Below are 18446 nucleotides of genomic sequence, written 5' to 3' on the forward strand. Positions count from 1 at the left end.
GTGGATGCCGCCCTGTACGGCGTGGAAGCGGTGCTCGGTCGTCGTCCGCGGCTCTCGACCAGCGGCGGCACCTCGGATGGGCGCTTCATCGCCACGCTGGGTAGCCAGGTAGTGGAGCTGGGACCACGCAACGCCACCATTCACCAGACCAACGAGCACGTTCGCGCCGCCGACCTGGACGACCTGAGCCGGATCTATGAAGCGATCCTGGCCAAGCTTTTCGTCAACGGCACCGCCCAGCCCTGACCGCGCCGAGAGGGTTCACCATGCCACATCAGCACGACAGCAACATGCGCTACCCGGATATCGAGATCTACCTGCGCCAGGCTCCGCTGGAAGCGATCGATGCTTGGCTCGGCGAGACGCTGGATGCCGCCCCACTGCGCGGCGCCGGTCGCGGCAAGTGGCACACCCGCGGCCATCACGCGGGACACGAGGTGCCGGTGCTGCTGGTGGAAAAAGCGGCCGACGGCTTCGCCAGCCTATGGCTCGACAGTCCTCACACCCCTTGGTTGAGAGACTGCGACTGCGCCCGCGACGCCGCCACCCGGCTCGGCTGCGAGGTACGCTGCTCGCTGGGCGGCTGGCAGCCCGGCGACGAGCCCGACCGCTTCTGGCAGGTGCTGCCCGACGGCAGCGAAGGCGCCATCGACTGGCCCGACTCCGGCCAGTAACTTACCAGAAACGACATCGCCCCGCCGAAGCGGGGCGATGACCTTAAAGCCTGATCAGCTTGTGAAAGCTGGCGAGCGAAGGTCAGACAAGGCAAAAATCGGCGAAAAGACGGAGTTTGCTGTTGCAAATGAGTACTTTGAGCCGATTTTTAACGCAGTATGACCGAGCGCAGCCGCTTTCTACCACCTAAGTAATGACGGTGACGTCGTCGGCTTGTAGTCCCCGCTCATTCTCGATCACGTGGTAGCGCACCTTCTGACCCTCGGCCAGGGTGCGATGCCCGCGGCCGCGAATGGCGCGAAAATGCACGAACACGTCCTCACCGCTCTCGCGCTTGATGAAGCCGTATCCCTTGTTGACGTTGAACCACTTGACCTCGCCAATTTCACGATCGTCGTTCTCCACCGCGGCCAGCACCGCCAATTGCGGGCTCAAGGCATGGGTGGCCAGCGTGGCAACGAGAAGTAGCACGAAGACGGCGAGGGCCGCGGCGACATAGCCCACCACGAAGCCGCCAGGCTCCAGCAGGGTCAGGAGCTGTTGGGGCAGACCGACATCGGCCAGGGCCAGTGACAGGGCGATCAGCAGCGGTGCCGGCAGCGCCAGCAGCAGACTGATCAACGTACAGCGAAAGATAACCTTGCGATTCATGGATCCGTATTGCTCACTTGTTATGTGGAATTAACGAAACAGGATGTCCGATGACGACGCGACACGAGGCCCCGTCGACCAATGAAGGTGTCACGGTGAACAGTGACACGCAGCGCGACGATTCTAACATGAGCCTTTCCCAGGCGCTCGCTACCCGGCTGGAAGCTCTGGAGAGCCGAATCGCCTATCAGGAGCACTGGCTGGATACGCTGGATGAGGCCGTGGCCAGCCAGGAACGACGCCTGGCCCAGCTCGAACGGATCAATGCTTTGATGCAGGAGAAGCTGCGCGACCAGCAGCGGGCGCTGCAGGATTCGGAGATGGCGGCACCGTCACCACAGGATGAAGTGCCGCCGCATTACTGACGGAAGGAAGAGGAAAGAGGGAAGAGGAAAGCCAGCCTATGGCTATCTCTCCTCGACCCAAGGTTTTTTCTTCATCTTCCAGGTGCGCAGCGCCGTTCTTCCCTCTGCAGCGGCGTAGCCGCGTTCTATAGTTCGTCGAGATAACGCTCCGCATCCAGTGCCGCCATGCAGCCGGTGCCGGCGGAGGTCACCGCCTGGCGGTAGACGTGATCCATCACGTCGCCGGCGGCGAACACGCCCGGCACGCTGGTGGCGGTGGCGTTGCCCTCGAGGCCGGACTTCACCTTGATGTAGCCGTCGTGCATCTCCAACTGACCCTCGAAGATGCCGGTGTTGGGGCTGTGACCGATGGCGATGAAAACGCCGGGCACCTCGAGCTCCTTCACACTGTCATCAACGGTGGAACGGATACGCACGCCGGTCACCCCGCTGGCATCGCCCAGCACCTCGTCGAGCGTGTGGTTCCACTCGAGCACCACGTTGCCGTTCTCGGCCTTTTCGCGCAGCTTGTCCTGCAGGATCTTCTCGGCACGCAGGCTGTCGCGGCGGTGCACCAGGGTCACCTTGGAGGCGATGTTGGAGAGATAGAGCGCCTCTTCCACGGCAGTGTTGCCGCCACCCACCACCACGACTTCCTTGTTGCGGTAGAAGAAGCCGTCGCAGGTGGCGCAGGCCGACACGCCCTGGCCCATGAACTGCTGCTCGGACGGCAGGCCCAGATAGCGTGCACTGGCGCCGGTGGCAATGATCAGCGCATCGCAGGTATAGCTGCCGCTATCGCCCTTGAGGGTGAAGGGGCGATTGCGTAGATCCACCTCATGGATATGGTCGAACAGCACTTCCGTGTCGAAACGCTCCGCATGGCGCTTCATGCGCTCCATGAGTTCCGGTCCCTGCACCCCGACATCGTCGCCGGGCCAGTTGTCGACGTCGGTAGTGGTGGTCAGTTGGCCACCGGCCTGGATACCCGTGATCAGCACCGGCTTGAGATTGGCCCGTGCCGCGTAGACGGCGGCGGTGTAGCCGGCCGGGCCGGAACCCAGAATGATCAGGCGTTCGTGACGCGCTTCGCTCATGAAGAGATCCTCGCAACTCTAAAACGGGGTGAGGCGTGACTGTCTCGCTCCAGCCGGGTCGTTGCTTGCGGCCGAGCAATGGCTAACGCCATTGTACCAGCCTCGGAGGCCTGCGGCGTGCCCCCGCACCTTTCGTCGACGTCCTAGAGCACCTCGTCGTCGCGTCCCAGCACGAGAGCGTCAAGCTCGCCGGTCATCGGCGAAACTTCTATTCGCAATTGTATGGGCGCACAGCAGTAGGGGCAGTCTTCCCAGGTCTGGTGGCTACCCTGGGAAATGTCTACCAGCATGTCGAAGGGCATGCTGCAGTAAGGGCAGTGAACCGAATGGCTGTCGAGCCGTTCTTCATGCATGACGGGCCTCCCGAGCGCCTGCCCTCCCCCAGCGGAACATTGGCGCCACGCGACGAACTTTCGTTCAGCATAGAAACCCTGGGCAGCGCTTGAAAGGGGGACCTATCATGACCATGTATCAAGCATGAGAGAGAAGAAAAGGACCGTTCACTACCGTGACAGGAGGCCTCATGAGCCGTGACGACATGCCGGACACCCAGCAGACACTGGACGCCGGTGGCAGCACCTACCACTACTACAGTCTGCCGCGGGCAGCCGATGCCCTGGGCAACATCGACCGGCTGCCGAAGACGCTCAAGATTCTGCTGGAGAACCAACTGCGCTTCGCCGATGACCCCAGCGTGGCGCGCGAGGACATGCAGGCGCTGGTCGACTGGCAGCAGAGCGGACGCTCCAGTCGCGAAATCGGCTATCGTCCGGCGCGTGTGCTGATGCAGGATTTCACCGGCGTTCCCGGCGTGGTGGACCTGGCCTCGATGCGCGCCGCAGTCGAGAAGCTCGGCGAGGATCCGTCGCGCATCAATCCTCTCTCGCCGGTGGATCTGGTCATCGACCACTCGGTGATGGTCGACAAGTTCGGCAACCCCACCGCTTTCAAGGACAACGTCGCCATCGAGATGGAGCGCAACCGAGAGCGCTACGAGTTCCTGCGCTGGGGCCAGGACGCCTTCGACAACTTCCGCGTGGTACCGCCGGGCACCGGTATCTGCCACCAAGTCAACCTCGAGTACCTGGGCCGGACGGTGTGGACCAAGGAGGAAAACGGCAAGACCTACGCTTACCCCGACACCCTGGTGGGCACCGATTCGCATACCACCATGATCAACGGTCTCGGCGTGCTCGGCTGGGGCGTCGGCGGTATCGAGGCCGAAGCCGCGATGCTCGGCCAGCCGGTATCGATGCTGATTCCCGAGGTGGTGGGCTTCAAGCTCACCGGCAAGCTCAGGGAGGGCATCACCGCTACCGACCTGGTACTGACGGTGACCCAGATGCTGCGCAGCCACGGCGTAGTGGGCAAGTTCGTCGAGTTCTATGGCGATGGCCTGGCCGACCTGCCGCTGGCCGATCGTGCCACTATCGCCAACATGGCGCCTGAGTACGGTGCCACCTGCGGCTTCTTCCCGGTCGACGACGAGACCCTCGCCTACCTGCGCCTGACCGGCCGCGAGGACCAACAGATCGCCTTGGTGGAGGCATACAGCAAGGCCCAGGGGCTTTGGCGCGAGCCCGGCGACGAGCCGATCTTCAGCGACGCCCTGCACCTCGACCTCGGCGACGTCGAGGCCAGCCTGGCCGGACCCAAGCGCCCTCAGGATCGCGTCGCACTGAGGGACATGAAGGCCACCTTCGAGAAGCTGATGGAGGGAGAGAGAAACGGCAAGGCCGCACCCAGCGAAGAGCGCGGGCGGCTCAACTCCGAGGGCGGCCAGACCGCCGTCGGAGTGCATGAGAGCTACGAGCACCACGACAGCCAGAACGTCGAGCTGGACGGCGAGCAGTTCATGCTCAACCCCGGCGCCGTGGTGATCGCCGCCATCACTTCGTGCACCAACACCTCCAACCCCAGCGTGATGATGGCCGCCGGCCTTCTGGCGCGCAATGCCCTGGCCAAGGGCCTCAAGGCCAAGCCTTGGGTCAAGACCTCGCTGGCGCCGGGCTCGAAGGTGGTGACCGAGTATCTCGAGGCCGGTGGCGTCAATGACGACCTCGATGCGCTGGGCTTCAACCTGGTGGGCTACGGCTGTACTACCTGCATCGGCAACTCCGGTCCGCTGCCGCCGCCCATCGAGAAGGCGATCGAGGATGGTGACCTCACCGTGGCCTCGGTGCTCTCGGGCAACCGCAACTTCGAAGGTCGCATCCATCCGCTGGTCAAGACCAACTGGCTGGCTTCACCGCCGCTGGTGGTGGCCTACGCCCTGGCCGGCAACGTGCGGCTGGATCTCAGCAGTGAACCGCTGGGTGAGGACAAGGACGGCAATCCGGTCTACCTGCAGGATATCTGGCCCTCCCAGGCCGATATCGCCAGTGCCGTGGAGAAGGTCAAGACCGAGATGTTCCGCAAGGAGTACGCGGCAGTGTTCGAAGGCGACGAGACCTGGAAGGCGCTGCAGGTGCCGCAGAGCCAGGTCTACGAGTGGTCGCCCTCCTCTACGTACATCCAACATCCCCCCTTCTTCGAGGGCATGGGCCGCGACCCGGAGCCGATCGAGGACGTCGAGGATGCCCACATCCTCGCCCTGCTGGGCGACTCGGTGACCACCGACCACATTTCGCCGGCCGGCGCCATCAAGCCCGACAGCCCCGCCGGACGCTACCTGCAGGAGCGCGGCATCAAGCCGGTGGATTTCAACTCCTACGGTTCGCGCCGCGGCAACCACGAAGTCATGATGCGCGGCACCTTCGCCAATGTGCGTATTCGCAACGAGATGCTCGACGGTGTGGTCGGCGGCGAGACCCGCCATGTGCCTTCGGGCGAGCAGATGGCGATCTACGATGCTGCCATGCGGTACCAGGAGAAGGGCACGCCGCTGGTCGTGGTGGCTGGCAAGGAATACGGCACCGGCTCCTCGCGCGACTGGGCCGCCAAGGGTACGCGCCTGCTCGGCGTGCGCGCTGTGCTCGCCGAGTCATACGAGCGCATCCACCGCTCCAACCTGATCGGCATGGGTGTGGTGCCTCTGCAGTTCCCTGAGGGCGAGGATCGCAAGACGCTTGGCCTGACCGGCGACGAGACCGTCTCCATCGAGGGCCTGGCCGACCTCACCCCCGGCGGCAAGGTCACGGTCACGGTGAAGAGCGACAAGGGCGAGAAGAAGCTCGAGGCGCTGTGCCGCATCGATACCGCCAACGAGCTGGAGTACTACCGCCACGGCGGCATCCTCCATTACGTGCTGCGGCGGATGATCGGCGCGGCCTGAGCCCATTCCTGCCTCTTGCCCTACACGAGAAAGGCCCCGTCGGGCAGTCGACGGGGCCTCCTTGTGTCGGGCTACGGGTTGCGGGCTGCATTTTGCTCGCAGCCCGTAGCCCATAGCTTGCACCTAGAACGCGCGGCGACGATAGCGTCGATATTCCGGCGTCCAACTGCTGCGCTCGATGGCCAGGCGCAGCTTGATGCCGTCCGTGCGCAGCGCCATCCCTTCCTGCTGCGCCTGGGCGGCGACCTCGAAGGCGATGGCCTTGGAGAGTTCGCGTATCTGTGACAGCTGCGGCAGCAATGCCCCCTCGCCCTCCTTGACCAGCGGTGCCTCACGGGCGAGTGCACGGGAAGCGGTCATCAACATGGTATCGGTGATGCGCTTGGCGCCGCTGGCCACCACGCCAAGGCCAATGCCGGGAAAGATGTAGGCGTTGTTGCACTGTGCGATGGGGTAGGTCTTGCCCTCGTACACCACCGGCGGGAAGGGGCTGCCAGTGGCCACGAGCGCCTGGCCGTCGGTCCACTCGATCACATCCGCGGGTGTGGCCTCGGCGCGCGAGGTGGGGTTGGAGAGCGGCATGATCACCGGGCGCTCGCAGCCGGCATGCATGGCCCGCACCACCTCCTCGCTGAACAATCCCTTCTGGCCGGAGACACCGATCAGCACCGTGGGCTTGATGTGGCGGGCCACTTCCAACAGCGATTGGTCCTGCCACTCTTCGACGAGCTGGGGGTCGTGCGCCAAGCGGCGCTGGAAGTCGCGCAGCCACTCCTGGTCGGAAGTCACCAGGCCATCGCGGTCGACCATGAACACACGGCGCCGCGCCTCTTTCTCGGAGAGCCCCTCCGCCTGCATCGCCACCACCACCTGCTCAGCGATGCCACAGCCGGCGGAACCGGCGCCGACGAATACCACGCGCTGGTCGGCAATGGTTTCGTCGCGGGCCTGACAGGCCGCCATCAGGGTGCCCACGCAAACCGCTGCGGTACCCTGCACATCGTCGTTGAAGCAGCACAGCTGATCGCGATAGCGCTCCAGCAGTGGGACGGCGTTGGCCTGGGCAAAATCCTCGAACTGCAGCAATACGTTCGGCCAGCGGCGCTTCACCGCGGCAATGAACTCGTCGAGGAAGGCGTCGTACTCCTCCTGGGAGATACGCGGATGCCGCCAGCCCATGTACATGGGGTCGTCGAGCAGGGTCTGGTTGTTGGTGCCCACATCAAGGGTGATCGGCAAGGTATAGGCGGGGCTGATGCCGCCGCAGGCGGTGTAGAGCGCCAGCTTGCCGATGGGAATGCCCATGCCACCGATGCCCTGGTCGCCGAGGCCGAGGATACGCTCGCCGTCGGTCACCACGATCACCTTGACCCTGTCCTTGGTGGCGCTGCGCAGTATGTCGTCGATACGCTCACGGTCCGGATAGCTGACGAACAGGCCGCGATGGCTGCGGTAGATGTTGGAGAACTCCTCGCAGGCCTGCCCCACCGTAGGGGTGTAGATGATCGGCAGCATCTCCTCGAGATGCTCCATTACCAAGTGGTAGTAGAGCGTCTCGTTATCGTCCTGGATCGCTCGCAGATGGATGTGTCGTTCCAGGTCGCTGTGGCACTGCTGGTACTGGCGGTAGGCCCGCTCCGCCTGCTCCTCGATGGATTCCACATTCTGCGGCAGCAGGCCGATCAGATTGAATTCGAGCCGCTCCTCGCGAGAAAACGCACTGCCCTTGTTGAGCAGCGGCATCTCGAGCAGCGAAGGACCAGCGTAGGGAATGTAGAGGGGGCGTTTGGTTTCGGTGGACATCTCTGATCTCGATACGGTGACTGGAATCCGGGCCGTAGGCGCTCTGCTGGCACCTTGGCGCCAACTTTACCACGCCTCCGCTATCCTGGCGCCCCGGCTCAACTGGTCTTGGCCCGGGTCCTGTCGCCGGGTGGGCGGTCGAAGAACAGCGGGCGCAGCCGCAGGCCCAGCATGTTGCCGGCGAAGCCCGCCACCAGCCACACCCAGCCATGCAGGCTGCCCGAAGCGATGCCGCTGAAATAAGCACCTATGTTGCAGCCGAATGCCAGCCGTGCCCCGTAACCCAGCAGCAGCCCGCCGATTACCGCCGCCAGCACCGAGCCCAGCGGGATACGCAGAGTCGGCGCGAAGCGCCCGGCCAGGGTGGCGGCCACCATCGCGCCGAGGATGATGCCCACGTTCATTACCGTGGTGATATCGCTCCACACGCTGGACTCGAGCGCAGCGGCATTGGCCGGGCTCTGCCAGTAGCCCCACTGACTGACGTCGCCACCAAGCAGCTCGAAAGCCTTGGCGCCCCACAGGGCGAAGGCCGAGGTGATGCCCCAGGGCCGCCCGGCCAGGGCCAGGGTGGCGAAGTTGAGCAGTGCCAGCGCCACCGCACCGAGCAGCAGCGGCCAGGGGCCGGTCAGCCAGCGCCCCTGGCCCAGGTTGGCCCGGGGTGCTTCCTCCAGCCGGCCATGGCGACGCCTCTCCATCAGCATGGTGAGGGCGGCAATGGCCGTGAACAGGGCCAGGCTCGCGGCGATGCCGCCGCCGGCGCCGAAGGTGTGCACCAGCGATACCGGCGCGAAGGCCGGCCATTCCATCCACCAGCTGAAATGGGCCGTGCCGATCAGCGAACCGACGATGAAGAAGAGCAGCGTGATCACCATGCGCGCATTGCCGCCACCGGCGGTGAACAGCGTACCCGAGGCGCAGCCGCCACCCAGCTGCATGCCGATGCCGAACAGGAAGGCGCCGACCACCACCGAGACGCCTATCGGCGCGACGAAGCCGGACACCTCTTGCCCCCATAGCGAGCCAGCCCCCAGCGCCGGAAAGAACAGCACCACGGCGATGGCCAGCATGACCATCTGGGCGCGCAGTCCGCGCCCACGGCGCTCGCTGATGAAGACGCGCCAGGCAGCGGTAAAGCCGAAGGCGGCGTGGTAGAGCGAGATCCCGAGCGCGGCACCGACCAGCATCAGCAGGCCCAGGCGCGTGCCGAAGACAAGGCCTACGAGCAACGCACCGGCCAGCACCAGCGTGCCCAGCATGAAAGATATCCGGCGGGGTCGGTGCGAATCGAGCACGGTCGCCATGACGATTCCTCCCTGGTATCGATTCCTTCAGCGTGGCAAGCCCGGCGTTCCAACGCCAGCAACCACCGAACGATACAGGGCGCCGAAGGCGCCCTGTGAACACATTACCCGCTACTCAGGCGAAACGCCCCAGCCCCACGGCTTCCCGCAGTCGATCCATGAACGGCGCTGCCTCGGCACGTGCCCGCTCGGCGCCCTTGAGCAGTACGCTCTCGATATGCCCAGGATCTTCCATCAGCGCGATATAGCGTTCGCGGGGTTCGCGCAGCTGCTCGTTGAGGAGTTCGAACAGGCGGTTCTTGACCTCGCCCCAGCCGATGCCATTGGCATACTCGCCACGCATCGCCTCCCGCTCCTCGCGGTTGGAGAAAGCGGAATAGATCTGGAACAGGGTGCAGCCCTCTGGATCCTTGGGCTCGCCGGGCTCCAGCGAATTGGTCTTGATCTTGCGCACCAGCTTGAGCAGCTTCTTCTCGGAGACGAACAGCGGGATGGTGTTGTTGTAGCTCTTGGACATCTTGCGTCCGTCGAGCCCGCCCAGCACCGCCACGTCGTCGTCTACCACCGCCTCCGGCAGGGTGAAAAACTCACCCCGATAGAGATGATTGAAGCGCCCGCCCATGTCGCGTGCCATCTCGATGTGCTGGATCTGGTCGCGCCCCACCGGCACCTTGTTGGCGTTGAACATGAGGATGTCGGCGGCCATCAGCACCGGGTAGCCGAACAAGCCCATGGTGATGCCCTTGTCCGGGTCCTGATTGCCGGCGACCTCGTTCTCGGCTACCGCCGCCTTGTAGGCGTGGGCACGGTTCATCAGGCCCTTGGCGCAGACGCACGAGAGCATCCAGGTCAGCTCGGGGATCTCGGGGATGTCCGACTGGCGGTAGAAGATGGCGTTGTCGGTGTCCAGCCCCAGCGCCAGCCAGGTGGCCGCGATCTCCAGACGCGACTCCTGCACTCGGCGCGGATCCTGGCACTTGATCAGTGCGTGCAGGTCGGCGAGGAAGTAGTAGGACTGCACGCTGGGGTCCTGGCTCGCGGCGATGGCGGGCTTGATGGCCCCGACGTAATTGCCCAGGTGCGGGGTACCGGTGGTGGTGATGCCGGTGAGAACGCGTGTCTTCTGGGATGCTGCACTCATGGAAGGCGGACTCTGCTTGTCGGAAATGCCCGCTATGGTAACGCGAGGGGGCGATCAAGGCGACCTAGCCAGATGCGGTCCCCCGCGGCTTTCCCGGCGACAGGCCTCCGTGGAGGCGCTGTAAACCCATCCCTGGGCGCTACCGATGCCCTGCTTCGCTCTCGCGTCCTGCTTCGCTCTCGCGTCCTGCTTCGCTTGCAGGACCGGGGCTGGCCATCCATGGCCAGCCCGTTCGGAGCAATGCTCCTCACCCATGGCATCGGACCTCCACTGCGGCCTATCCCCGGCGCCGCTCGCCACAATGGAATGCCTAGGTGCTGTGTAATTAGCTCACCAGGCGCGCGGGATCGACACTTTCAAGGCCGAAAGCTTCGGCCACGGCGCGGTAGGTGACCTGGCCGTCGTGCACGTTGAGCCCGGGCAGGAAGTGCGCATCGTCGGCCAGCGCCCGCTTCCAGCCCTTGTCGGCCAGGGCGATGACAAACGGCAGGGTGGCGTTGGTCAGCGCTTGGGTCGAGGTGCGCGCCACCGCGCCCGGCATGTTGGCCACGCAGTAGTGGACGATTCCGTCGACGATATAGGTCGGCTCGGCATGGGTGGTCGCACGGCTGGTCTCGAAGCAGCCGCCCTGATCGATGGCCACGTCGACCAGCACGCTGCCAGGCTTCATGTTGGCGAGCATGGCACGGGTGATCAGCTTCGGCGCGGCAGCGCCGGGGATCAGTACCGCACCGACGATCAGGTCGCTCTCGCGCACCGCCTCGTCGATGGCGTCGGCGGTGGAGAAGACGGTCTTCATGCGGCCCTGGTAGCGGTCGTCGAGCACCTCGAGGCGCGGAATCGACTTGTCGAGTACAGTCACCTCGGCGCCCAGGCCCAGCGCCATGCGTGCGGCATTCTCGCCCACCACGCCGCCGCCGATCACGGTTACCTTGCCCGGCGCCACGCCGGGCACGCCCGGCAGCAGCACGCCGGAACCGCCCTGAGCCTTCTCCAGGCTGTGAGCGCCAGCCTGAATGGCCATGCGACCGGCCACGGTGCTCATGGGTGCCAGCAGCGGCAGGCCGCCCTGGCGGTCAGTCACGGTTTCGTAGGCGATGCAGGTGGCCCCGCTCTCCATCAGGCCACGAGTCAGTTTCTCCTCGGCCGCCAGGTGCAGGTAGGTGAACAGGGTCTGGCCACGGGAAAGGCGAGCCACTTCTTCCGACTGCGGCTCCTTGACCTTGAGAATCAGCTCGGCCCCGCTCCACAGGGTATCGACGTTCGCTTCGAGCCGGGCGCCGGCCGCCTCAAAATCGGCATCGGAGAAACCAGCCCCTTCCCCGGCGCCCACCTGAACGGTTACCGAATGCCCTCGCGTCGCCAGCTCCCGCGCCCCCGTGGGAGTCAAGGCGACGCGATACTCATGGTTCTTGATTTCCTTCGGCACGGCAATCTTCATGGGGCACCTCCTGAGCGTCTGCTGCATGTTGTTAGGTATACGACACGCGCATTACAGCACAGGCAGTCCAAACATGAAGCACAGGAAAATAACAACGGCAAAAATCCATGAAAAGCCGTTCGTTAGAAGAAAATCAGTTCAACAGGCCCAATCCTGACAAAAAAATCTCAGCATCACTCGACAATGAGCGCACCGCCGTAGACTGACACATACTCCTCAGGCAGTCGCCGCGGACGCCCGCTGGAAAGCTCGATACAGGCGAAGCGGGTACGTGCCCGCAACAGCGTGCGACCGTCATCGGGACGAATGAGCTGGAAACGCCGTGTCAGAGTAAGGCGGCCGTCGCAGCCGACGATCCAGGTCGCCAGTTGCAGGCGCTCCCCCTGGAAGGCCGGCGCGAGGTAATCGAGTTCATGGCGATGCACGGCCATCGCGCGGTCCAGCTCGCGATAGCGGGCCAGGTTCAGCCCCAGATGCTCCGAGTGGGCCCAGCTTACCTGCTCGACCCAGCGCAGGTACTCGGCATTATTGGCGTGGCTGTACTCGTCGATGGCCGAGGCGGCCACCTCAAGCTCAATGACGAAAGGGTCGGGAAGGTCCCACTCCTGTGGCATGACGCTCTCCTTGGCTGGGTTGAACCGGATGGATCAGTCTCTCGGCGTGCCGCAGCACCAACAGGTCTCGAACGCCCCCTCCAGCGCCTCGCCGCAGTGGGAGCAGCGCCAGTCCGGCGCTTCGCTGCTGCCCGTCATGGCAGTGTGGATCAACGCCTCGGCACGTTCGCGGTTGTGCGCTGCCACCCATACTTCGGGCTCGCATTCGCCCAGCGGCAGCTCGCCGGCACTGCCGCCCAGCACCATGTTGCGCAACTCCACGGGAACGCCCGCCGCGGCCAGTACGTTGCGCACGTGGCTGACCAGCAGAGAATTGGAATGGGCGAAAACGCGAACGTAGCTCATCACTAAGCCGAAGAAATTAGCGAGCGAAGGCCAGACAAGGCAAAAATTGGCGAGAAAGCGGAGTTTACGAGTCTATAAATGAGCATTTCGAGCCTATTTTTAACGCAGTATGGCCGAGCGCAGCAATTTTCTATTCAGTCCCGGAAGACACGAACGCCCAGGGCCTTCAGGTAGGCGGTTTCAGGAATGGCCGGATGCACCGGATGGTCCGCCGCCTGATGGCCCTGGTAGATCACCTGGCCGTGGCGATCCTGATGGCGCACCGCACCGCGCACCACCTCGACCAGCCGCTCCTGGGCCAGGTGCATGGAGCACGAAGCCGAAAGCAGCAGTCCGTCGCGCCCCAGCAGGCGCATCGCCTCGCGGTTGAGCTTGGCATAGGCGCGCTCACCGTTGGGAATGTCCTTGCGCTTCTTGATGAAAGCCGGCGGGTCGAGGATCACCACGTCGAACTGCTCGCCGTCGGCCTTGAGTGCGGCCAGCGCCTCGAAGGCATCGGCCTCGCCCACCGCCACCTGCTCGTGCAGGCCATTCAGGGCCGCGTTCTCGGCCACATGCTCCAAGGCCTGGGCGCTGGCATCGATGCACAACACTTCGCTGGCACCGTGAGCCGCCGCCTGTACGCCCCAGCCGCCGATGTAGCTGAACACGTCCAGCACCCGCTTGCCGGCCACCAGGCCATTGAGCCAGGCGCGGTTGGCGCGGTGATCGAAGAACCAGCCGGTCTTCTGCCCATCGAGCACCGGCACGTGGAAGCGAACGCCGTTCTCCTCCATCGGCACCGGGCCGTCGAGCTCGCCCTTGGCCACGGTGACCTGGCGCTCCAACTGCTCCTTGCGACGCCCGGAGGAGTCGTTCTTGAACACGATGACCCGCGGCGAAAGCACCTTGTCCAGCGCAGCGACAACCTCCTCGGCCAGGCGCTCCATGCCCAGAGTGTTGAGCTGTACCACCAGCACGTCATCGAAACGGTCGACGATCAAGCCCGGCAGCAGATCGCCCTCGCCGTGTACCAGCCGGTAGAACGGCTTGGCATAGAGCCGCTGGCGCAGGGCCACTGCCTGGTTGAAGCGATGTACCAACAGCGAGCGGTCGAGGCGCATGGCTGGGTCGCGTGACACCACCCGGGCGCAGATCAGCGAGTTGGGATTGACGTAGGCCACCCCCATCGCCTTGCCATTGGCAGCTTCGACGATCGCCTGACCGCCCGGTTCGAGGCCCTTGAGCGGCGTGACCTCGATATCGACCTCGTTGGAGTAGAGCCACAGGTGGCCGGCCTTGAGGCGGCGATCGGCATTCTTCTTGAGGCGCAGGGTCTGGGTCATGATTGGTCTCGGTAAAATTGATACTACGGAACGCTGCACAAATCAGCGAGCGAGATGAAGCACAAGGCGCACGGAGCACAGGAACCGGAGCATATGGGTTATATGTGAGGATTCCGACGGTCCGACGCTTCGGCACCTCGCAACGCAGTGATTCGCGCGCACAGCCATTTGTGCAGTGTTTCCTAACGTTGGCAGGCAGGACAGAAGACACTAGCCCGTTGTCCCAGCGTCACCAGCCGCAGCTCGCCATTGCAACGCCGGCAGCCCTGGCCATGACGGCCATAGACATTGAGGCGCTGCTTGAAATAGCCCGGCTCACCAGTGCCGCTGACGAAGTCGCGCAGCGTGGTACCGCCCTGGGTGATGGCCGCCGCCAGCACCTCGCGAATCGCCGCTGCCAGGTGCTCGTAGCGCTCGCGGGAGATACGGCCCGCCGCCCGGCGAGGATCGATGCCGGCCAGGAACAGCGCCTCGCTGGCATAGATGTTGCCCACGCCGACGACTACCGCATTGTCCATCAGGAACGGCTTGACCGCCATGCGTCGACCGCGTGCGAGCCGATAGAGCCGCTCACCGTCGAAGGCCTCCGACAGCGGTTCGGGGCCCAGGTTTGCCAGCCGTGGGTCGGATTCGGGCGTACCGGCCAGCCAGTCGACGAAGCCAAAGCGGCGTGGATCGTGATAGCGCAGGATGGCGCCATCGTCGAACACCAGGTCGATGTGGTCGTGCTTCTTGGGCAACTCGCCCAGCCGGGCGATGCGCAGGCTGCCCGACATGCCCAGATGCCAGATCAGGCTTCCGGTACGCTCACCCTCGACGGGCAGCAGCAGATACTTGGCGCGGCGGGACAGGGTGCCGAGGCGCGAGCCCACCAGGCGGTCGATGAAGTCTCCAGGCACCGGCACGCGCAGGCGCGACTGGCGCACGATTGCCTCGACGATTTCACGCCTCTCCACGTGGGGGGCGATACCGCGCCGGGTGGTCTCGACTTCGGGCAGCTCGGGCATGGCGAGGAAAATCCGGGAAATAGATACGCCTGAACCCGACCGCAGGGCCGGGTTCAGGAGGACAGGTCTTGCTACCTGCGGCTGGAAGCCATCAAGTCGAACCGATGATGTCCGGCGCCAACGGGCGGACATCGAATCGGCTTACTTGATCTTGGCTTCCTTGTACATCACGTGCTTGCGGACGACCGGATCGAATTTCTTGAATTCGAGCTTATCCGGGGTGTTCCGCTTGTTCTTGTCGGTGGTGTAGAAGTGACCGGTACCGGCACTGGACACCAGCTTGATCTTGTCACGCATGGCTGCTTACTCCCTGAATGGTCGCTTAGACGGCTTCGCCGCGCTTGCGGATGTCGCTGAGCACCGCGTCGATGCCCTTCTTGTCGATGATGCGCATACCCTTGGAAGAGATGCGCAGCTTGACGAAGCGATTCTCCGACTCCACCCAGAAGCGATGGGTGTGCAGGTTCGGCAAGAAGCGACGACGAGTCTTGCGCTGGGAGTGTGAAACGTTGTTACCAGTCACCGGGCGCTTGCCGGTAACCTGACATACTTTGGACATGGGAGCCTCCAACCGCTTGGCCAGGTGGTCAAACCTGAGTGTTCAAAACCTGTCGGGCAAACCGGGAACGACCCCGTTGTCATTTGACCCAAGGGAATTCAAAGGCTGCACTTTATAGCAGAGTGCGCCCCGGCAGGCAATAGTAGGCGCGTATTCTACACTCCCTGCTTCCTAAAGCCACCCTCTCTCCGCAAACGACACCACCTCACCGTCACCCACGACGAAGTGATCCAGCACGCGGATCTCGAACAGGCCCAGCGCCTCGCGCAGCCGTTCGGTGATGCGCCGGTCGGCATCGGAGGGTTCGGCCACGCCCGAGGGGTGGTTGTGAGCAAAAATGATCGCCCCGGCCCCCAGCTCCAGCGCCCGGCGTGCCACTTCGCGGGGATAGACCGAGGCACTGTCCAGCGTGCCGCGGAACAGCGACTCGAAACGGATCACGCGGTGCTGGGTGTCGAGGAACAATGCAGCGAACTCCTCGTGCCCCAGATGGCGCAACTGGGTGGCCAGGTAGGCGCGCACCAGGGTCGGCGAGGTCAACGCATTGCCGCGGGCGAGCTGAGCGGCCAGGTGGCGCTTCGACAGTTCGAGAGTGGCCTGCAGCTGCACGAACTTGGCCGTGCCCAGGCCGCGCTCGGCGCAGAAACGCGCCTGGTCTGCCTCCAGTAGCTGGCGCAGACCGCCGAATGCCGTGAGCAGGTCGCGGGCGAGATCCACCGCCGAGCGCCCCGTCACGCCCACGCGCAGAAAAATCGCCAGCAACTCGGCGTCGGACAGTGCCTCGGCGCCCAGCGCCAGCAGTTTCTCCCGTGGCCGCTCGCCCTCAGGCCAGTTGCGAATCGACATCCCCTGTCTCCTTGCTACGCTTTCCATCGGTTAGTAGAAGTCAGGCATTGTAACCGACACGCAAGGAAGGCCGCGGCTGCGCAACTTCAACGGCAGTGGTAAGGTAAGAGGTCGGGTTTTTAGTTCAGGAAACTCTCATGACAACGCAGTCCGTCAATCTCGCCGGCCGGCGCATTCTGCTCGGCATCAGTGCCGGCATCGCCGCCTACAAGAGCGCCCAGCTCGCCCGGCTGCTCAAGCAGGCGGGCTGCGAGGTACGCGTGGTCATGACCGAGGGCGCCCAGGCCTTCATCACCCCGCTGACGCTGCAGGCGCTTACCGGCGAGGCGGTGCGCACCTCGCTGCTCGACCCCGAAGCCGAGGCCGGCATGGGGCACATCGAGCTGGCGCGCTGGGCCGAGACGATCCTGATCGCCCCGGGCACCGCCGACCTGATGGCGCGCCTGGCCCAAGGCATGGCCGACGATCTGCTTACCACCCTGTGCCTGGCCAGCGAAGCCGACAAGCTGATGGCACCGGCCATGAACCAGGCCATGTGGCGCCATCCCGCCACCCAACGCAACGCCTCCCGCCTAGAACAGGACGGCTGGCGGCTGTTGGGCCCAGCCAGCGGCGATCAGGCCTGCGGCGACGTGGGGCCGGGCCGCATGCTCGAGCCCGAGGCGATCGTGGCCGAGCTCATCCAGCCGGCCAGCGAGGCAGCGCACGACCAAGTCGCGCCATCCGAGAAAACCCCGGCCCAGGGCCTGCATATCGTGATCACGGCCGGCCCCACACGCGAGCCACTGGATCCGGTGCGCTACCTTTCCAACCACAGTTCGGGAAAGATGGGCTTCGCCCTGGCCGGGGCCGCCGTCGAGCTCGGCGCGCAGGTTAGCCTGATCAGCGGCCCGGTGAGCCTGCCCACACCCGCGGGCGTGGCGCGCATCGACGTGGAGACGGCGCTGCAGATGCACGAGGCGAGCCGCCGTCTGGCGAGCGAGTGCGACATCTTCATCGGCTGCGCCGCGGTGGCCGATTACCGCGCCGAGGCGGCATCGGAGCACAAGATCAAGAAGCGCGATGGCGAGGATGGTCTGACCCTGAGGCTGATCAAGAATCCCGATATCATTGCCGATATCGCCAATGAGCGGGACGCGGCGGGAGGGCGCCCCTTCGTGGTGGGTTTCGCCGCGGAGACCCGCGACCTGGAGGCCTATGCCCGCGACAAGCTCAAGCGCAAGCGGCTGGACATGATCGTTGCAAACGACGTCTCTACCGAGGGGCTCGGCTTCGGCGCCGACGACAATGCCGCCCTGTTGCTATGGCGCGACGGCGAGGGTGAAGGTGGCGCGAGCCTGCCGCCGCAACCCAAGACCCGGCTTGCCAGGGCGGTGATCGAGCGGGCCCTCGGCTGCCTGTCGATCCCCCCAGTCCACTGACACCGCATCCTGAACGAAGCAGCGAAACACTACGGAGCCCCGATGTCCGACACGACACCAAGCCCACACCTCAACCAGCCCCGTCTGGAGGTGAAGCTGCTCGACGAGCGGCTGCGCGATTACCTGCCCCGCTACGCAACCCTGGGCTCTGCGGGAATGGACCTGCGCGCCCTGCTCGACGAACCGCTGACGCTGGAGCCCGGCCAGTGCGAACTGGTCCGCACGGGACTCGCCATCCACATCGGCGATCCGGGACTTGCCGGGCTGATCCTGCCGCGCTCGGGTCTTGGCCACAAGCATGGCATCGTACTCGGCAACCTGGTGGGGCTGATCGATTCTGACTACCAGGGCGAGTTGATGATCTCGACCTGGAACCGCGGCAACAGCACCTTCGTACTGGAGCCGTTCGAACGCCTGGCCCAGTATGTGCTGGTACCGGTGGTACAAGCCGAACTCGAGGTCGTCGACGACTTCGAGACCAGCCTGCGGGGTGAAGGCGGCTTCGGCAGCTCGGGGCGCCACTGACGTCCGCCGGCCGTCCCAGGGAACGGGACCGTCCGGCAGCGCACTCGCAACCTGGCACACATGAACTCATCTCT

Annotated in this window: 20 protein-coding genes; 6 read left to right on the forward strand and 14 right to left on the reverse strand. The window is 64.7% G+C overall.

The window, feature by feature from the left end; all coding sequences use genetic code 11:
- Together HBJ55_RS10515 and HBJ55_RS10520 are read left to right on the forward strand one after the other, a co-directional pair.
- Positions 1-246, forward strand: a 246-nt coding sequence (locus HBJ55_RS10515; RefSeq protein ID WP_167114030.1) for a M20/M25/M40 family metallo-hydrolase, incomplete at its 5' end; no start/stop codon positions are given.
- 20 nt (positions 247-266) lie between these two features.
- On the forward strand, positions 267-674 hold the full coding sequence (locus HBJ55_RS10520) for a hypothetical protein (protein ID WP_206022501.1): 408 nt from the start codon (positions 267-269) through the stop codon (positions 672-674).
- 187 nt (positions 675-861) lie between these two features.
- Here HBJ55_RS10520 and HBJ55_RS22540 read toward each other — a convergent pair whose 3' ends face one another.
- Complete coding sequence (locus tag HBJ55_RS22540) at positions 862-1326, reverse strand: cold-shock protein (protein ID WP_167114033.1); 465 nt, start codon at positions 1324-1326, stop codon at positions 862-864.
- Between the two features lie 50 nt (positions 1327-1376).
- Between HBJ55_RS22540 and HBJ55_RS10530 the strand changes: the two genes are divergently transcribed.
- Positions 1377-1691: a SlyX family protein gene (locus HBJ55_RS10530; protein WP_206022503.1), complete on the forward strand. Its 315-nt coding sequence runs from the start codon at positions 1377-1379 to the stop codon at positions 1689-1691.
- A 125-nt stretch (positions 1692-1816) separates the two neighbouring features.
- Here HBJ55_RS10530 and trxB read toward each other — a convergent pair whose 3' ends face one another.
- A complete protein-coding gene (trxB, locus tag HBJ55_RS10535; RefSeq protein WP_167114036.1) occupies positions 1817-2767 on the reverse strand; it encodes a thioredoxin-disulfide reductase in 951 nt (316 codons plus the stop codon).
- Between the two features lie 143 nt (positions 2768-2910).
- Positions 2911-3120, reverse strand: a complete 210-nt coding sequence (locus tag HBJ55_RS10540; protein ID WP_167114038.1) for a zinc ribbon domain-containing protein — start codon at positions 3118-3120, stop codon at positions 2911-2913.
- A 170-nt stretch (positions 3121-3290) separates the two neighbouring features.
- Here HBJ55_RS10540 and acnA point away from each other — a divergent pair, with 170 nt between their 5' ends.
- Positions 3291-6041 (forward strand): aconitate hydratase AcnA, encoded by a 2751-nt coding sequence (gene acnA, locus HBJ55_RS10545; protein ID WP_167114040.1) that lies wholly within the window; start codon positions 3291-3293, stop codon positions 6039-6041.
- A gap of 123 nt (positions 6042-6164) precedes the next feature.
- Here the strand turns inward: acnA and HBJ55_RS10550 are convergent, their stop codons facing one another.
- From HBJ55_RS10550 to radC, 11 genes are all read right to left on the reverse strand, one after another.
- Positions 6165-7844 carry an NAD-dependent malic enzyme gene (locus HBJ55_RS10550; protein ID WP_167114043.1) on the reverse strand — a complete coding sequence of 560 codons (1680 nt, stop codon included), beginning with the start codon at positions 7842-7844 and terminating at the stop codon, positions 6165-6167.
- Positions 7845-7942: 98 nt separating this feature from the next.
- Entirely contained in the window at positions 7943-9103 is a 1161-nt protein-coding gene (locus HBJ55_RS10555) for a YeeE/YedE family protein (RefSeq protein ID WP_422674183.1), read from the reverse strand.
- A gap of 160 nt (positions 9104-9263) precedes the next feature.
- Positions 9264-10289: a tryptophan--tRNA ligase gene (gene trpS / locus HBJ55_RS10560; RefSeq protein ID WP_167114049.1), complete on the reverse strand. Its 1026-nt coding sequence runs from the start codon at positions 10287-10289 to the stop codon at positions 9264-9266.
- 325 nt (positions 10290-10614) lie between these two features.
- Positions 10615-11730, reverse strand: a complete 1116-nt coding sequence (gene ald, locus HBJ55_RS10565) for an alanine dehydrogenase (protein WP_167114052.1) — start codon at positions 11728-11730, stop codon at positions 10615-10617.
- Between the two features lie 173 nt (positions 11731-11903).
- On the reverse strand, positions 11904-12344 hold the full coding sequence (locus HBJ55_RS10570) for an acyl-CoA thioesterase (protein WP_167114055.1): 441 nt from the start codon (positions 12342-12344) through the stop codon (positions 11904-11906).
- A gap of 33 nt (positions 12345-12377) precedes the next feature.
- On the reverse strand, positions 12378-12689 hold the full coding sequence (locus tag HBJ55_RS10575; protein WP_167114058.1) for a putative signal transducing protein: 312 nt from the start codon (positions 12687-12689) through the stop codon (positions 12378-12380).
- Between the two features lie 134 nt (positions 12690-12823).
- Positions 12824-14014 (reverse strand): class I SAM-dependent rRNA methyltransferase, encoded by a 1191-nt coding sequence (locus tag HBJ55_RS10580; RefSeq protein WP_167114061.1) that lies wholly within the window; start codon positions 14012-14014, stop codon positions 12824-12826.
- Positions 14015-14196: 182 nt separating this feature from the next.
- Positions 14197-15021, reverse strand: a complete 825-nt coding sequence (gene mutM / locus HBJ55_RS10585) for a bifunctional DNA-formamidopyrimidine glycosylase/DNA-(apurinic or apyrimidinic site) lyase (RefSeq protein WP_167114064.1) — start codon at positions 15019-15021, stop codon at positions 14197-14199.
- 141 nt (positions 15022-15162) lie between these two features.
- Complete coding sequence (gene rpmG / locus HBJ55_RS10590; protein ID WP_086509014.1) at positions 15163-15318, reverse strand: 50S ribosomal protein L33; 156 nt, start codon at positions 15316-15318, stop codon at positions 15163-15165.
- 25 nt (positions 15319-15343) lie between these two features.
- A complete protein-coding gene (gene rpmB, locus HBJ55_RS10595) occupies positions 15344-15580 on the reverse strand; it encodes a 50S ribosomal protein L28 (protein ID WP_149328717.1) in 237 nt (78 codons plus the stop codon).
- A gap of 171 nt (positions 15581-15751) precedes the next feature.
- Positions 15752-16426, reverse strand: a complete 675-nt coding sequence (radC, locus tag HBJ55_RS10600) for a RadC family protein (protein ID WP_167114068.1) — start codon at positions 16424-16426, stop codon at positions 15752-15754.
- A gap of 137 nt (positions 16427-16563) precedes the next feature.
- Between radC and coaBC the strand changes: the two genes are divergently transcribed.
- Positions 16564-17847 carry a bifunctional phosphopantothenoylcysteine decarboxylase/phosphopantothenate--cysteine ligase CoaBC gene (coaBC, locus tag HBJ55_RS10605; protein WP_167114071.1) on the forward strand — a complete coding sequence of 428 codons (1284 nt, stop codon included), beginning with the start codon at positions 16564-16566 and terminating at the stop codon, positions 17845-17847.
- 42 nt (positions 17848-17889) lie between these two features.
- Positions 17890-18372 carry a dUTP diphosphatase gene (gene dut, locus HBJ55_RS10610; protein WP_167114074.1) on the forward strand — a complete coding sequence of 161 codons (483 nt, stop codon included), beginning with the start codon at positions 17890-17892 and terminating at the stop codon, positions 18370-18372.
- The last annotated feature ends 74 nt before the right edge of the window (positions 18373-18446 follow it).

The sequence above is a fragment of the Billgrantia bachuensis genome (assembly GCF_011742165.1).
In the GTDB taxonomy this organism is placed as follows: domain Bacteria; phylum Pseudomonadota; class Gammaproteobacteria; order Pseudomonadales; family Halomonadaceae; genus Halomonas; species Halomonas bachuensis.

Coding starts and splice junctions, on each gene's coding strand:
- HBJ55_RS10520 (WP_206022501.1), top strand. CDS start 267: ATGCCACATCAGCACGACAGCAACATGCGCTACCCGGATATCGAGATC.
- HBJ55_RS22540 (WP_167114033.1), bottom strand. CDS start 1,326: ATGAATCGCAAGGTTATCTTTCGCTGTACGTTGATCAGTCTGCTGCTG.
- HBJ55_RS10530 (WP_206022503.1), top strand. CDS start 1,377: ATGACGACGCGACACGAGGCCCCGTCGACCAATGAAGGTGTCACGGTG.
- trxB (WP_167114036.1), bottom strand. CDS start 2,767: ATGAGCGAAGCGCGTCACGAACGCCTGATCATTCTGGGTTCCGGCCCG.
- HBJ55_RS10540 (WP_167114038.1), bottom strand. CDS start 3,120: ATGCATGAAGAACGGCTCGACAGCCATTCGGTTCACTGCCCTTACTGC.
- acnA (WP_167114040.1), top strand. CDS start 3,291: ATGAGCCGTGACGACATGCCGGACACCCAGCAGACACTGGACGCCGGT.
- HBJ55_RS10550 (WP_167114043.1), bottom strand. CDS start 7,844: ATGTCCACCGAAACCAAACGCCCCCTCTACATTCCCTACGCTGGTCCT.
- HBJ55_RS10555 (WP_422674183.1), bottom strand. CDS start 9,103: ATGCTGGGCACGCTGGTGCTGGCCGGTGCGTTGCTCGTAGGCCTTGTC.
- trpS (WP_167114049.1), bottom strand. CDS start 10,289: ATGAGTGCAGCATCCCAGAAGACACGCGTTCTCACCGGCATCACCACC.
- ald (WP_167114052.1), bottom strand. CDS start 11,730: ATGAAGATTGCCGTGCCGAAGGAAATCAAGAACCATGAGTATCGCGTC.
- HBJ55_RS10570 (WP_167114055.1), bottom strand. CDS start 12,344: ATGCCACAGGAGTGGGACCTTCCCGACCCTTTCGTCATTGAGCTTGAG.
- HBJ55_RS10575 (WP_167114058.1), bottom strand. CDS start 12,689: ATGAGCTACGTTCGCGTTTTCGCCCATTCCAATTCTCTGCTGGTCAGC.
- HBJ55_RS10580 (WP_167114061.1), bottom strand. CDS start 14,014: ATGACCCAGACCCTGCGCCTCAAGAAGAATGCCGATCGCCGCCTCAAG.
- mutM (WP_167114064.1), bottom strand. CDS start 15,021: ATGCCCGAGCTGCCCGAAGTCGAGACCACCCGGCGCGGTATCGCCCCC.
- rpmG (WP_086509014.1), bottom strand. CDS start 15,318: ATGCGTGACAAGATCAAGCTGGTGTCCAGTGCCGGTACCGGTCACTTC.
- rpmB (WP_149328717.1), bottom strand. CDS start 15,580: ATGTCCAAAGTATGTCAGGTTACCGGCAAGCGCCCGGTGACTGGTAAC.
- radC (WP_167114068.1), bottom strand. CDS start 16,426: ATGTCGATTCGCAACTGGCCTGAGGGCGAGCGGCCACGGGAGAAACTG.
- coaBC (WP_167114071.1), top strand. CDS start 16,564: ATGACAACGCAGTCCGTCAATCTCGCCGGCCGGCGCATTCTGCTCGGC.
- dut (WP_167114074.1), top strand. CDS start 17,890: ATGTCCGACACGACACCAAGCCCACACCTCAACCAGCCCCGTCTGGAG.